The following is a 14393-nucleotide window of genomic DNA, read 5'->3' on the forward strand; positions in this document are numbered from 1 at the left end:
TTTATCTTTCAGTGTGATGGTTTTCGTTGGCGCAGTTGCCATTGGGCAAGCACCACGAGCAAAACGGAGGCGACGAGCACGATCGTCGCGATGGCATTGATCTCCGGCGTGACCCCGCGCCGGATCGAGGCGAAGACATAGATCGGCAATGTCGTCTGTGCGCCGGCGACGAAGAAAGCGACAATGAAATCGTCGAAGGAGAATGTGAAGGCGAGCAGGAAGCCGGCGATCACCGCCGGCATGATCTGCGGCAACACGATGCTGCGGAACGTCGTCAGCGGGGTAGCGTAAAGATCGCTCGAGGCCTCGACCAGATTGCGGTCGAGGCTGCCGAGGCGCGTGCCGACAATCATCGCCACCAGCGCCATCGAAAACAGCCCGTGCGCGGCGATGATCGAGCCATAGCCGAGCGCCAGGCGCGGTGGCTGGTCGTTCGGCCACAGCGAAGCGACAAACGGGTTGACCACCCCGAATAGCTGGACCAGCGCGACCAGCGTCGAGATGCCGATGACGACGCCAGGAACGACGATCGCAGCACCCAAAAGCGCATCGAAGACGGCTCGCGTCCGCGCGCCGACACGCGCCAGGCCAAGCGCGGCCGCCGTGCCGCACAGCGCCGCCAGCAAGGCGCTGGTCGTGGCGATGAACAGGCTGTTCTTCAGCGCTTCGACCAGGAACGGGTTTGCCAGGGCCTTGCCGTACCATTGCACCGAGAAGCCAGTGAACTCGCTGGCGTGGTGGCCGGCGTTAAACGAAAACAGCACCACCAGCGCGATCGGCAGGTAGAGAAAGGCAAAGACCGCAACGACGAAGGCACGCATCAGATCAGGTCCACCCGGCGGGCACCCGAAAGCCGGGTCGAAATGCGGTTCGCGGCAAGCAGCACGACCACTGAAACCGCCACAAGTGTGATGGCGATTGCCGATCCAAATGGCCAGTTGCGCGATTGCAGGAACAGATCGACCAGCGCGTTGCCGATGAAGAAGACCTTGCCGCCGCCGAGTAGCGTCGGGATCAGATATTCGCCGAGCAGCAGGATCATGACCAGCGAGAAGCCGGTCATCACACCTGGCAGCGACAGCCGCAGCGTCACGCCGAGGAATGTCGAGATCGGCGTCGCGCCGAGATCGGCGGAGGCCTCCAGTAGCCGGCGGTCGAGCCGCTCGAGGCTGACATAGATCGGCAGGATCATCAGCGGCAGATAACCATAGACGATACCGAGCAGAACCGCTCCCGGCGTGTTGATCAGCCGCACGTCCTCCAGCCCGACATAGGCCAGCAGAGCTGGGATGCCGCGCCCGCCAAGCACATACATCCAGGCATAGGTTCGCATCAGCAGGCTGGTCCAGAACGGGATGACGACAAGCGCCAGCAGGATCAGCCGCCACCGTTCCGGCGCGCGCAAAGCGAGGTAATAGGCGACCGGATAGGCAACGAGAAGACAGGCCAGTGCGCCCGCCGGCGCCAGCACCATGGTGTTCCAGAAGGCAGTCGCCCGCGCCGGAAGATTGGCATACTGCGCCAAGGTGAAAGCGGCCTGATAGCCGCCTTCCGGCGCCCGCTCGCCGACGCTGAAAACGGCGATCGCCACGAACGGCAAAACTAAAAACACCACCAGCCACGCCGTTGCTGGACCGAGCAGCAGGGCGGTCAGGAGATTGTGACGAAGGACATTGCTGCGCATTGAAAAAGCCGCCCCGGTGCCGGCGGACATCTGCCCGCCGGGTGAGTTGCCTGCATCGAGCCTGTGGCCTGCCCGGTTCAAGCCGACTTGAAGCGTGCCATCAATTCGGCCCGGCCCGGATCGGTTAGCGTTGCAGCCGCACCGAATTCGAGCGGCTTCAGCAGATCCGCCGCCGGATAGAGGATCGGATTGTCCAGCACCTCCTTGGGCAGCAGCGCATTGACCCGCGCATCGGTGGAAGGCGCACCGTTGGCCAGGTGCTCCTTGACCGCGACTTTCGGGTTCATCAAATAGTTGAGCAAGGCATAGCCGGCAGGCTTGTTCGGCGCATCCTTGGGTATTGCGTAGAAGTCGGTCCAGATCTCGCCGCCTTCCTTGCCAAGCACGTAGGCGATTTCGGGGATGTCGCGGTGGAGCTGCGCCCCGTCATTGGTCCAGCACATCGTCATCCAGGCGTCGCCGGCACGCATCGACGGCTGGTAGTCGCTGGAGACCGCGAACAGATGCGGCTTGACCTTCAGCAGCAATTCCTCCGCCTTGGCGAGTTCGTCCGGCTTCAGCGAGTTGAACGAGAAGCCGAAATATTTCAGCGCGTTGCCGATCGTGGTCAGTTGGTAATCATGAACCATGGTCCGGCCGTCACCCTCCGCCATGGCCGTGTCCCAGAATTCCTTCCAGCTCGTCATCGGCTTGGTCAGTTTCTTGGTGTTGACGGCAAATCCGGTGGTGCCCCAATTCTTCGGCACAGCGTAGGTCACCCCGTCGATGGTGCCTTCCCCAGTGAAGCGCGGGTCTTCTTGCGAGCCGTCATAATTGGCAAGCTTGGCCATATCCAGCGCTTCGATGATGCCAAGCTTCTTGTAAGTCGAGATCGTGTAGTTGGTCGGAACGAAAAGGCTCCAGCCCGAGGCGCCGGCCTGCAGCTTGGCCAGCATCTCCTCGTTTGACCCGAACACGTTCACCTCGACGGCAACGCCGGTTTCGGCCTTGAAATTCTCGAACGTCGCCGGGTCGTGATAATTGGGCCAGGTGGCAATCGACATGCGGTCGCCAAGCCCCTCCTGGGCGAAGGCCGGCGACGGCATGATGCCGAGTTCGCGGGCCATTACTGCCGTTGCGATGCCTAGGCCGGTGAGGCCAAGGAACTCGCGGCGGCCGATGGAACCGCGCTTGAGGCGCATCAACTGGTCGATGAATTTTTCAGGGCTTATCGGCAGTCCGTCACGATACGATTTCGACATTTTTGTTTTCCCTCTGGTTGGTCCCGTTATTCTCCGGAAACGCCAGCGGCGTTCCGGCTGTAAAGCCGACGGCGACGGGTTCACCCGGCTTGAAGAGATTTCCACCGCCAACCAGATGGTCGGCCTTGGCGAGCAGTGTCCCGATGCCTTGGACCTCGATTGCATATTCCGCGGTGGAACCGAGAAAGATCCGGTTGCGGACAAGCCCGTTCAGCCGGCCGCTTCCGGGCGCGCCGAGACTTAAGGATTCAGGACGCAGGCTGACCGAGACGGCTTCGCCCTGGGCTAGCGAAGTGCGCTTGCGCGCGGCGATGACGGTGCCGTCGGCAAGCGCTACCTCGACGAGCTTGCCCGAGAGCCCGACGACCTTGCCGCTCAAGAGATTGGTCTTGCCGACGAAATCGGCGACGAAGAGGTCGGCGGGTTCGTCGTAGATTTCGCTCGGCTGCCCAAGCTGGACGATGCGCCCGCCATTCATGACGCAGACGAAATCGCTCATCGACAGTGCCTCTTCCTGATCGTGGGTGACCAGGACGAAGGTGATGCCGATCTCGCGCTGCAGGTTCTGCAGCTCTATCTGCATGTCGGTGCGCAGCTTCTTGTCGAGCGCCGCCAGGGGCTCGTCGAGCAGCAGCACCGCCGGCTTGTTGACCAGCGCCCGCGCCAGGGCGACACGCTGCTGCTGGCCGCCGGAAAGCTCATGGATCTTGCGGCGTCCATAGCCGGCGAGCCGAACCATGGCGAGCGCCTCGCCTGCCTTCAGGCTGATCTCCCGCGACGACAGGCGCGGCCGCGCCTGGCGTAGGCCATAGGCGACGTTGTCCGCCACATCCAGATGCGGAAACAACGCATATTGCTGGAACACCATGTTGACCGGCCGCCGATAGGGCGGCGTGCCGGCCATGTCGCGGCCACGGATGAATACCACACCTTCGCTTGGCTGTTCGAAACCGCCGATCATGCGCAAACAGGTTGTCTTGCCGCAGCCGGACGGCCCGAGCAACGCGACAAAGGCAGACGGCGGGATGGCAAGATCGATGCCGCTGACCGCGATCACGCTGCCGTAGCGTTTGGTGACCCCGCGAAACTCGATGTCGGGCACTGCGGTCAAAGCTGCGGGCTCCAGCGGCTAGTTGGTCTCGAAACGCTATCAGAGCCAATGGCGGCTAGTATATACCTCCCAGGTGGTATATTTCGTCTATTTTCTCGTCTGGAGGGGTATGAATTGGGCGTTTCACGCAGCGATGAATACAGCCGGCTCGCTGCGCTCATCGCAGCGACGCGGGAGACGAGCGGCGAGCTTTTCGGCAAGGCGATGGTCGCCTGGCTCCGCCAGCATGTCAGCTTCGATCATTGCGTGATCTTCGGCTATCGCGGCGCCTCACGCCCGCCGCTGCTGTTCGAGACATTCTCGCCGGCCGAAAGCCACGTCTTCGTCGCGCTCTATCAGGAAGGGCCTTATCTGCTCGATCCGTTCCACCATGCGGCAGTCGAGCGCAAGGAAGGCTTTTGGCGCATGCGCGAATTGGCGCCGGATCGCTTCTATGCCAGCGAATATTACCGCTCCTATTACAGCCAGACCAGGCTTGCGGAGGAGGTCGGCTTTTTCGTGCCGCTGCCGGGAAAGGACGCGCTGGTGGTCTCGCTAATGCGATTGCGCGCTTCGGGGCCGTTCGGAACCGCCGATGCCAGGTTGCTGCGCGACATGGCGCCTGCGGTGATCAGCCTCGTCAGGCTGCGCTGGCCTACCCTTCCGGCTGACGGACCGGTTGGGACGAAGCAAGACGAGGCGATTGCTCCGGTCAGTGAGTTCGAACGTGCTCACATCTGGAAGAGCCTTTCGCTCACGCCGCGCGAACAGCATGTCGTCGATCTGGTGCTTCAGGGCCATTCCACGGAATCGATTGCCAGGGCGATGCGCATCGTGCCGGGAACCGTAAAAGTTCATCGCCGCAACATTTACCGCAAGCTCAAGATAAAGTCGCAGGCGGGTCTGTTTGCGCGTTTTGTCGAGATCATGGACGCACGGATTCGGTAGTCCCAAGTTCAGCCGGCAGCGCCGTCCCAGGAACCGGTTTCGGCCATCTGCCTGAGCCGGGGTGCCACTCGAAAGACATCCTTGCCGGTCTGCTGGTGCCAGTGATCCAGCCGCCGGATGATCTTGTCCACGCCTTCGAGGCTCGCCCAGAACATCGGCCCGCCCTTGCCGATCGGGAAGCCGTAGCCGTTGACCCAGACGACGTCGATATCGGAGGCGCGGGCGGCAATCTTTTCCTTGAGGATTTTGGCGCCCTCGTTGATCATCGGATAGAGCGTCCGCTCGATGATCTCCTCGGCGCCGGTCGCGCGCGGTGCAATACCGCGCTCGGCAGCCTTGTTGCGGATCAGCGCCTCGACATCGGGATCGGGCAGCGGCGTGCGCGAACCGCCGTCATAGCGATAGAAGCCGCTGCCGGTCTTCTGGCCGAAATGTCCCTGTTCGCACAACGCATCGGCGATCACGGCCGTCTGGCCACGCGCCTTGCGGTTGCGCCAGCCTATGTCGAGGCCGGCGAGATCGCTCATCTCGAACGGCCCCATCGGCCAGCCGAAATCGGTGAACACCTGGTCGACCTGGCGCGGCATTGCGCCTTCCAGCAGAAGCGTCTCCAGTTCCGCACCGCGCGCCGCCAGCATGCGGTTGCCGACGAAGCCGTGGCAGACGCCGACAACGACCGGCACCTTGCCGATCCGCCGTGCCAGATCGACGATGGTCGCCAGCACGTCGGGCGAAGTCTTGTCGGCGCGGACGATTTCCAAAAGCTTCATGACGTTAGCCGGCGAAAAGAAATGCATGCCGAGGAGATCCTGCGGCCGCGACGTCGAAGCGGCGATTTCGTTGACGTCGAGATAGGAGGTATTGGTGGCGAGGATCGCGCCCGGTTTGGCCACGGCATCCAGCCTGCCGAATACCTCCTTCTTGACCGCCATTTCCTCGAACACGGCCTCGACGATCAGGTCGCAATCGGCGAGGTCGGCATAGTCGGTGCTGCCCCTGAACAAATCCAGCCGCTCGCGCTTGGCGTCTTCGCTCAGCGAGCCGCGGATAACGGAAACGGCATAATTCTTGTCGATCGTCGTCAGTCCGCGTTGCAATGCCTCCTGCGTTGTTTCCAGCAAGGTCACGGGAAGACCGCCGTTGGCGAACGCCATGGCGATGCCGCCGCCCATCGTGCCGGCACCGATGACGCCGACCCGGGCGATCTTGCGCCTGACGACGTCCTTGCCGGCAATCTTTGCCGCCTCACGTTCAGCGAAGAACAAATGCCGCTGCGCGCGTGATTGGTCCCCGGCGACAAGCTTGACGAACAGGTCGCGCTCCGCCGCCAGCGCTTCGTCGAAGGGCAGCGTCAGGGCGTTGCGGACCGACTGCGCACAGGCAATCGGCGCCTCGAGGCCGCGTGCTTTGCCGGCAAGCACTGCCGCTTCCTTGTCGAACGCCGGCAAGTCGGCCTGGTCGAGGCGATCATTGCGGTCGCGCACCGGCGTGAACGGACCGCCTTTCGCGGCCGTTTCGTTGGCGAAACTCACCGCTTGCGCGGTCAGGTCGCCATCGAAGACGGCATCCACCAGGCCGGCGGCGAGCGCCTCGGCCGCACCGATCGGCGTTCCCGAAACGATCATGTTGAGTGCCTTCAGCGGACCAACCAAGCGCGGCAGGCGAACCGTGCCGCCGCCGCCGGGCAGCAGGCCGAGCTTGACTTCCGGCAGGCCGAGCCTTGCCGTTCGGTCGGCAACACGGAAATGGCAGCCGAGCGCCAGTTCCAGGCCGCCGCCGAGCGCAGTGCCGTGAATGGCCGCGACCGTCGGCTTGGCGATGGTTTCCAGCATGGCGACTAGGGCGCCCAGGTCCGGTTGCCGCGCCGGCCTGCCGAATTCGGTGATGTCGGCGCCGGCGACGAAGGCCCGCCCGGCGCATGCTATCACGATTGCTCCGACCGACGGCTCGTCGCGCAGGGAAACGAGCGCCTGCATCAGCGGCTCGCGCACATGGAAGCTCAGCGCGTTGACCGGCGGATTGTCGATGCTCACCACCGCGACGTTGCCGTGCCTTGTAGTGCTGACGAAATCGAACACGCAAACCTCACGCAATGATGTTGGCCAATAGCGCGACGGGATTTACAGCGCTGGCATGCGGATGGGAACCACGTGTTTTGCGGGCCGGATCGATATCCCCTCGCCGCCGGGTGGCCTTGCCTTAGCGCAGCGCCTTCTGCCCACCGGCGGCGGTGATGACGCCGACGATGATCAGCCCTGTCAGCACCAGGCGGACGCCGACGCTGACGCCGAATGTGTTGAGCATGGTCAACAGCAGCACCAGGAACAGCGCCGCGCCCCAGACCCCCGGCACATTGGCCTTGCCGCCCGCCACCGACGTGCCGCCGATGACGACGACAGCGATCGAGGCCAGCAGATACTCATTGCCGATATCGACATTGGCGCCGCGGAAATAGCCGGCGAGCAGTGCGCCGTCGAGGCCGCCGAGCGCGCCCGACAGCGTGTAGGTGAGGAAGCGGGTGCGGCCGACATTGACGCCGGCCAGCCAGGCAGCGCGGATGTTTTGGCCGATCGCCAGCACCGAGCGTCCGTAGATCATGCGCTGCAAAACGATGCCGGCGCCGATGGTGAACAGCACGGTGAGGATCGCCAGCACCGGGATGCCGAAGATCTGCCAGTTGGTGAAATCGGCAAAGCCCGGCGGCGGCTTGATCTGCAGGCCCCGCCCATAGCTGATATCGACCGACTGGATGACGAAGCTGGCCGACAGCGTCGCGATGATCGGCGGAATGCGCAGCGCCCAGATCAGCAGATAGTTGACGGCGCCGATCGCCATGCCGCAGGCAAGCGCTGCCAGCAGGCCGACCGCGATCATCGCATCATTGCCGTCCATGACCTTCATGGCGACGGCGCTGGCAAGGCCGATATTGGCCGGCAGCGACAGGTCGACATTGCCCGGCCCGAGCGTGATGACGAACATCTGCCCGACGCCGACGATGACCGTGAAGACGGCGAGCGACAGCGCCGCCGTGATCATGCCGCCGCCGCCGTAGCCGCCGGTGAAGGCGATGGTCGCCAGCCACACCAGCAGCGCCCCGAAGAACGACCAGATCCAGGGTCTGGCAAGCAGTGTCCGCAGCGATGCCATGCTCACCTCTCCCTGCGGCTGATCAGCACCCGCGCCGCCAGCACGATGATCAGGATGGCGCCATTGGCGGCGACCTGCCAGTCGGGCGGAATGTGCATGAACGTCAAGAGGGGCGATGCCGCCAGCGCCAGCGTCAGCGCGCCGATGACGGCGCCGATCGGCGACACCCGGCCGCCGACGAACTCGCCGCCGCCGAGGATGACGCCGGCGATCGAAAGCAGCGTGTAGCCATTGCCGATATTGGCATCGGCCGAGGTGGTGATGCCGATCAGCGCCATGCCGGACAAAACGCCGAACAGGCCGGTCAGCGCAAACAGCGCGATCTTGGTGCGCAGCAGCGACCAGCCGGCGCGTTTGAGTGCGGCTGAATTGCCGCCCGATCCACGCAGGATGACGCCGTAGGAGGTGCGCATCAGGCCAAAGTGGACGACGGCTGCGATCAGCAATGCCGCGATGATCGGGAACGGAATGAAGGGTGGCTTGAAGGCCATCAGCGCCAGCAGCCAGTCCGGCGCCTTGCCGCCGGGCTTGGGCAGGATGAGGATGGCCATGCCCTGCCAGACAAAACTCATGCCGAGCGTCACCACGATAGAGGGCAGGTTGCGCAGATGGATCAGCGCGCCGAGCAGCGCGTAGACGCCGATCGACCCGAGCAGGATGACGACGCCGAGCAGCGGCGCGTCCTTCAGCCATGTCGCCGTCACGCAGCCGACGAAGCCGACAAAGGTGCCAATCGACAGATCGAGCTCGTTGCCGGCGATGACGAACATCTGCGCGATCGTCGCCAGAGCGATCGGGATCGCCAGATTGAGCATCAGGCTGAAACCGAAATAGCTGATGGCGCGCGGGTTGAGCCAGGCGATGGCGATGAGCACCAGCGCCAGCGACAGTGCCGGCAGCAGGCTGCGCAGCATGCGCGCCCGCCTCGTGGCGCGAGCCGAAGATTTTAGCCCATTCTCGACGGATACCGCTGTCATCTCAGGCCGCATCGCCGAACGAGGACTGGATGATCTTTTCCTCCGTCAGTTCGTCGCGACGAAGATTGGCGACGATCCGGCCGTTCTTGAACACATAGATGTGGTCGCAATTGTCGAGCTCTTCGGTTTCGGTGGTGTACCAGAGGAAGGTGCGGCCATGGCGAGCCTCTTCGCGCACCAGGTCGTAGACTTCGAGCTTGGTGCCGATGTCGACGCCGCGCATCGGATCGTCCATCAGCACGATCTTGGCGTCGGAGCCGAGCGCCCGCGCGAACAGCGCCTTCTGCTGGTTGCCGCCGGACAGCGAGAAGATGTTGTTGTTCATGTCGGGCGTACGGATGCCGATTTTCCGCTGCCACAACTCCGCGAGCTCGGCTTCGCGCTGCGGCGAGATCAAGAGGCCGTTGCGCAATCGCGCCAGCGAACGGATGCCAATGTTCTCGGCAATCGACCATTGCGGAAAAATCCCGTCCGACTGGCGGTCGCCGGCAACCAGCGCCACCGGCGCGGTGACCTCGATGCCGGTCTTGGCACGGGAAGCCGCAGCAAAGATAGCCAGCAAAAGATCGGTCTGCCCATGCCCGGCAAGTCCGGCAAGGCCGATGATCTCACCGGCACGGGCGACGAGCTCGTTGCCGTCCTGCTGTCGCGCCGGGCGCGCCCGGACCCGCAGCGGGCCGGGCTCCGGCTTGCCGCTCGCAATTTCTGCGGCGGTCTTCTCGCGCGCCTCCGCTCCGCCCATCGCCGTCACCAGGCTGTCGCGGTCGAAGGCGTCGGCCTGCCCGGCGGCGACCACCTTGCCGTCGCGCATCACCACGATGCGGTCGGCATTTCCGAGCACTTCGCCCAACACATGCGAGATCAGGATGCAGCTCTTGCCGGCGGCGATGAAGCGGCGCACGAACGCCAGCAGCTGGCCGGCGGTATGCGCGTCGAGCGAGGATGTCGGCTCGTCGAGGATAACCAGCTCGAGCGGCTCCTGCGTGACCGTGAAGGCGCGCGCCACCTCCACCATCTGCCGGCTGGTGATGGAAAGATCACCGACGATGTCGGATGCCGAGATGCTGTGGCCGGGGAAGATCTCGTCGAGCTTGGCGGCGATCAGATCGGCCGCCTTGCGCCGCCAGCCGAAGCCATGCAGCGACGCGTGGTTGATCCGCGTGTTCTCGGCGACGCTGAGGTTCGGGCAGAGCGACAGCTCCTGGAACACACAGCGTATGCCGAGTTGCTGCGCGCGCGGCACCGAATAACTTGCCTCGACACCGCCGCGGACCGCGATCTGCCCGCTGTCGGGGGCAAGCGTGCCCGCCACCATATGCATGAGCGTCGATTTTCCGGCGCCGTTATGGCCGACGAGACCGACGCATTCTCCGGCACAAACGCTGAAATCGACACCGGCGAGCGCCCTGACGGCGCCGAAATGTTTTTCGGCTCCGTCCAGTCTTATGATGTCCAAACTGACGGCGCCGAAAAGCTTTTCGGCGCCGTCCGGCATGATGATGTCTGCATTGGCCTCGGGCATCCCTCAACGATACCCGTTTATCCGTGGCGGCAACAATAGTGCCATGCTCACTTGATGTTGGCCTTGATCGCCGCGATGGCGTCTTCCTGCGTGTATTCGTGGCTGGCGACGCCGCCCTTCGGAATCTTCGGCAGCGCGGCCTCGAAATCGTCCTGGGTGAAGGCAAGATAGGGCACCAGCAGGTCGTGCGGCACGTCGGTGCGGCCGTCGAGCACCTGCTGCGCCACCCAGAAGGCAAGCGTCGATACGCCCGGTGCGATCGATGCCGACCAGGTCTGGTAACCGTCCTTTTCCTTCTGCTCCTTCCACCACTGCAACTCGTCCTGGCGATTGCCCATGATGATGGTCGGGCGTGGCTTGCCGGCGGCGGCGAAAGCCTGCGCCGCGCCGTAGCCGTCACCGCCCTGGTCGACGACCCCGACAACATCCGGCAGCGAAGGCAGGATCGTCGCTACGGCTTTCTGTGCCGTGGTCTGGTCCCAGTCGCCGGTCACCGAGCCGACGATCTTGAACTCGGGATGGGCAGCGACGCCTTCGAGGATGCCGGCATGGATGGCATCGTCGATCGAGGTGCCGGCGAGGCCGCGGATTTCCAGCAGGTTGCCGCCCTTGGGCTGGAACTTGGCCATCTGCTCGACTTCCTGCTTGCCCATGTCCTTGAAGTCGACGACGACCCGGTAGGCGCAGGGTTCGGTGACGATGCCGTCGAAGGAGACGACGACGATGCCGGCGTCGCAGGCCTGCTTGATGGCGCCGTTGAGCGCATCCGGAGACGCCGCGTTGATGACGATCGCGTCATAGCCCTGCAGGATCAGGTTCTGCACTTGGGCTGCCTGCGTCGGCACTTCCTTGTCGGCCGTCGTGAAGACGTCCGCGGCGCCGACCACCTTGTCGGCAACCGCCTTCTTGGTAACGATGGCGTAGCTGTCCAGCATCGCCTGCCGCCAGGAATTGCCGGCGTAATTGTTGGAGAAGGCGATTTTCTTGCCGCTGGTATCGGCAAGCGCGGTACCTGCGGCGAGCATCGCCGCAAGAGCCCCCAAAACGAATATTTTCCTCATGTCATACTCCTCCCGTGAGTTGCTGTCTTACTGGTGGTTAATGGCTGGCTGGTGGGTACTGGCTGATACGCTCACAATCTTGTTTTTTATCTATTATCAGACAAATGCAGATAGGCGGCAAGCTGTCAACAGCAATCCATGGCCGGCGATCAACTTGCGGTGCAATCATTGAAACCGGTTCGACTCCTGGTCTAGGGATGGCACTGGAGACCGATTGAATGGCAGCGAATCTTGCCCTGGGTGCACCCGGCATTCCGGCGCGCTGGACCTCGAGCGCCAAGAGCGGCGTCGGCACCGCGCTCTCGCCGGCCTGCCCGATCTGGTTCACCATCAGCCACGGTATCCTCAACGAGATCTACTACCCGCGCCTCGACAGCGCCTGCACCCGCGATCTGGGGCTGATCGTAACCGGACCCGACGGCTATTTCTCGGAAGAAAAACGCGACGCCGAACACAGTATCGAACCCCTGGCGGACGGGGTGCCTGCCTACCGGCTGGTCAACACCGCAAGCGATGGAACCTACAGGATCGACAAGCGCATCCTGACGGATCCGGAACGTCCCGTCTTGCTGCAGGAGATCATGTTCACGCCGCTCAAAGGCGCGGCCGCCGACTACCGCGTCTACGCGCTGCTGGCACCGCACCTCGTCAACGCCGGCATGGGCAACACCGCCTGGATCGACGACCATGAAGGACAGCCTGTCCTGTTTGCATCGGGACGCGGCACCTGCCTGGCGCTCGCCTCGTCGCTGCCGTGGAAGGTGTGCTCGGCCGGCTATGTCGGCGTCTCCGACGGCTGGCAGCAGCTTCGTCAAAGCGGCCGGCTCGATCCGGCCTGCCGCAGGGCCGAGGACGGCAATGTCGCGCTGACCGGCGAGATCGCCTTTTCGGCTGCGAACCCAAAAATATTGCTGGCACTGGGCTTCGGCGCGACGCCGCAACAGGCGGCGGAAACTGCTTTCGCCAGCCTGAGGCAAGGTTTTGAGCCCGCGGCCAGATCCTACATCGAAAAATGGCGCAAATGGCAGGCCGGCCTGCTGCCGCTGGACCGGCACGCGGCGTCCGGCCTCAATCCCTACCGCCTCAGCACGGCGGTGCTGGCGACACATAGGTCGTCTGCCGGAGCAGCCGTCGCCAGCCTGTCGATCCCGTGGGGCTTCAACAAGGGCGACGACGACCTCGGCGGCTATCACCTGGTCTGGCCGCGCGATCTGGTCGAAACCGCCGGCGGCTTCCTCGCCGCCGGCGACCCGGCGGAAGCCTTGCGCATCCTTGGCTATCTGCGCGCGATCCAGGAGCCGGACGGCCGTTGGCCGCAGAACGCCTGGCTCGACGGATCGGCCTATTGGCCGGGCATCCAGATGGACGAATGCGCCTTCCCGCTGCTGCTTGCCGACGCACTGCGCCGCGCCGGCCATTTGCCGCCCGCCGCACTCTCCTCCTTCATGCCGATGATCGAGCGCGCTGCCGCCTATGTCGTGCGCAACGGTCCGGTCACCGGCGAGGACCGCTGGGAGGAAGACGCCGGCTACAGCCCGTTCACGCTTGCCGTCGAGATCGCCGCATTGCTAGCGGCTGCGGACATCTTCGATGCCGCCGGCAAAACAGAGCCGGCAAACTATCTGCGCGAAACCGCCGATGTCTGGAACGATCAGATCGAACGCTGGACCTACGTCGCCGGTAGCTCCTCAGGCGATGAAGCCGGCGTCGAGGGCCACTATGTCCGCATTGCGCCGCCCGACAAAGCCGGCGCGGCATCGCCGAAAGACGGCTACGTCCCGATCAAGAACCGCCCGCCGGCGGATACGGACCGGCCGGCCAAGGCGATCGTCAGCCCCGATGCGCTGGCGCTGGTCCGCTTCGGCTTGCGGGCAGCCGACGATCCGCGCATCCTCGACACGGTCAAGGTCATCGACGCGCAATTGCGCTGCGAACTGCCGCAGGGCCCGCTCTGGTACCGCTACAATGGCGATGGCTATGGCGAGCATGCCGACGGCGCGCCCTTCGATGGAACCGGCCGGGGCCGGCCCTGGCCGCTGCTGGTCGGCGAGCGCGCTCATTACGAGCTGGCGGCAGGCCGTAGGGATAGTGCGGCAAGCCTGCTCAGGACGTTCGAGAACTCTGCCGGACCGGGCGGCCTGCTACCGGAGCAGGTCTGGGACGGTCCCGACATGCCGGAGCGCGAATTGCGGCATGGCGGGCCCTCCGGCAGCGCCAAGCCGCTGGTCTGGGCGCATTCCGAGCACATCAAGCTGCTGCGGTCGCTGCGCGACGGCACGGTGTTCGACATGCCGCCGCAAGGCGTCAAGCGCTATATCGAGGGCAGGACGGTGTCGCGCTTCAGGGCATGGCGCTTCAACCACAAGATCCGTACCATCCCGGCAGGCAAGGCGCTGCGCATCGAACTTCTGGCCCGGGCGCTGGTTCATTGGAGCAGCGACAATTGGGCAACCGTCCATGACACCGAGACCACCGCGAATGCTTTCGGCATCCATCTTGCGGAATTGCCGGTTGCCGAGATTGCTCCGGGCAATAGCCCGGGCAATAGCATTGTCTTCACTTTCTTCTGGCCCGATAGCGGCCATTGGGAGAATGCTGACTTTTCTGTCGGCATCGGCGATACCGGATAGAGCATGATCCCGCAAAGTGGAGACCGGTTTTCGGAAAAGATCATGCTTCAATCACAGCGCCACTAGATCATCGATCCCTCAAGTAAGGCAGGA

General features: G+C 64.0%; 11 protein-coding genes. 2 read left to right on the forward strand and 9 right to left on the reverse strand.

Annotated elements, in window-relative coordinates:
- Nucleotides 1-8: 8 nt before the first annotated feature.
- The 4 genes from NKI54_RS25170 to NKI54_RS25185 form a co-directional block, all read right to left on the reverse strand.
- Entirely contained in the window at nucleotides 9-821 is an 813-nt protein-coding gene (locus tag NKI54_RS25170; protein ID WP_292657203.1) for an ABC transporter permease, read from the reverse strand.
- Nucleotides 821-1684 carry an ABC transporter permease gene (locus tag NKI54_RS25175; protein WP_023678185.1) on the reverse strand — a complete coding sequence of 288 codons (864 nt, stop codon included), beginning with the start codon at nucleotides 1682-1684 and terminating at the stop codon, nucleotides 821-823. The genes NKI54_RS25170 and NKI54_RS25175 overlap by 1 nt, the downstream gene beginning before the upstream one ends.
- A 77-nt stretch (nucleotides 1685-1761) precedes the next feature.
- Nucleotides 1762-2925: an ABC transporter substrate-binding protein gene (locus NKI54_RS25180; RefSeq protein ID WP_023678186.1), complete on the reverse strand. Its 1164-nt coding sequence runs from the start codon at nucleotides 2923-2925 to the stop codon at nucleotides 1762-1764.
- Nucleotides 2906-4036, reverse strand: coding sequence for an ABC transporter ATP-binding protein (locus NKI54_RS25185; RefSeq protein ID WP_023678187.1), 1131 nt, complete (start codon nucleotides 4034-4036; stop codon nucleotides 2906-2908). Before NKI54_RS25185 ends, NKI54_RS25180 begins: the two co-directional genes overlap by 20 nt.
- Nucleotides 4037-4150: 114 nt before the next feature.
- Here NKI54_RS25185 and NKI54_RS25190 point away from each other — a divergent pair, with 114 nt between their 5' ends.
- Entirely contained in the window at nucleotides 4151-4963 is an 813-nt protein-coding gene (locus NKI54_RS25190) for a helix-turn-helix domain-containing protein (RefSeq protein ID WP_292657193.1), read from the forward strand.
- Between the two features lie 8 nt (nucleotides 4964-4971).
- Here NKI54_RS25190 and NKI54_RS25195 read toward each other — a convergent pair whose 3' ends face one another.
- The 5 genes from NKI54_RS25195 to NKI54_RS25215 form a co-directional block, all read right to left on the reverse strand.
- Entirely contained in the window at nucleotides 4972-7041 is a 2070-nt protein-coding gene (locus tag NKI54_RS25195; protein ID WP_352692614.1) for a 3-hydroxyacyl-CoA dehydrogenase NAD-binding domain-containing protein, read from the reverse strand.
- A 121-nt stretch (nucleotides 7042-7162) separates the two neighbouring features.
- The gene (locus NKI54_RS25200; protein WP_352456288.1) at nucleotides 7163-8110 is read right to left on the reverse strand and encodes an ABC transporter permease; all 948 of its coding nucleotides are present in this window, start codon (nucleotides 8108-8110) and stop codon (nucleotides 7163-7165) included.
- A gap of 2 nt (nucleotides 8111-8112) precedes the next feature.
- Entirely contained in the window at nucleotides 8113-9087 is a 975-nt protein-coding gene (locus NKI54_RS25205) for an ABC transporter permease (protein WP_023678190.1), read from the reverse strand.
- Between the two features lies 1 nt (nucleotide 9088).
- Nucleotides 9089-10582, reverse strand: a complete 1494-nt coding sequence (locus NKI54_RS25210) for a sugar ABC transporter ATP-binding protein (RefSeq protein WP_352636964.1) — start codon at nucleotides 10580-10582, stop codon at nucleotides 9089-9091.
- Nucleotides 10583-10656: 74 nt separating this feature from the next.
- On the reverse strand, nucleotides 10657-11670 hold the full coding sequence (locus NKI54_RS25215) for an ABC transporter substrate-binding protein (protein ID WP_352574532.1): 1014 nt from the start codon (nucleotides 11668-11670) through the stop codon (nucleotides 10657-10659).
- 218 nt (nucleotides 11671-11888) lie between these two features.
- Between NKI54_RS25215 and NKI54_RS25220 the strand changes: the two genes are divergently transcribed.
- Nucleotides 11889-14300 carry a glucan 1,4-alpha-glucosidase gene (locus NKI54_RS25220; protein ID WP_352692615.1) on the forward strand — a complete coding sequence of 804 codons (2412 nt, stop codon included), beginning with the start codon at nucleotides 11889-11891 and terminating at the stop codon, nucleotides 14298-14300.
- Nucleotides 14301-14393: the final 93 nt, after the last annotated feature.

Origin of the sequence: Mesorhizobium sp. M0663 (assembly GCF_040320585.1) — a bacterium.
Taxonomy (GTDB): Bacteria; Pseudomonadota; Alphaproteobacteria; order Rhizobiales; family Rhizobiaceae; genus Mesorhizobium.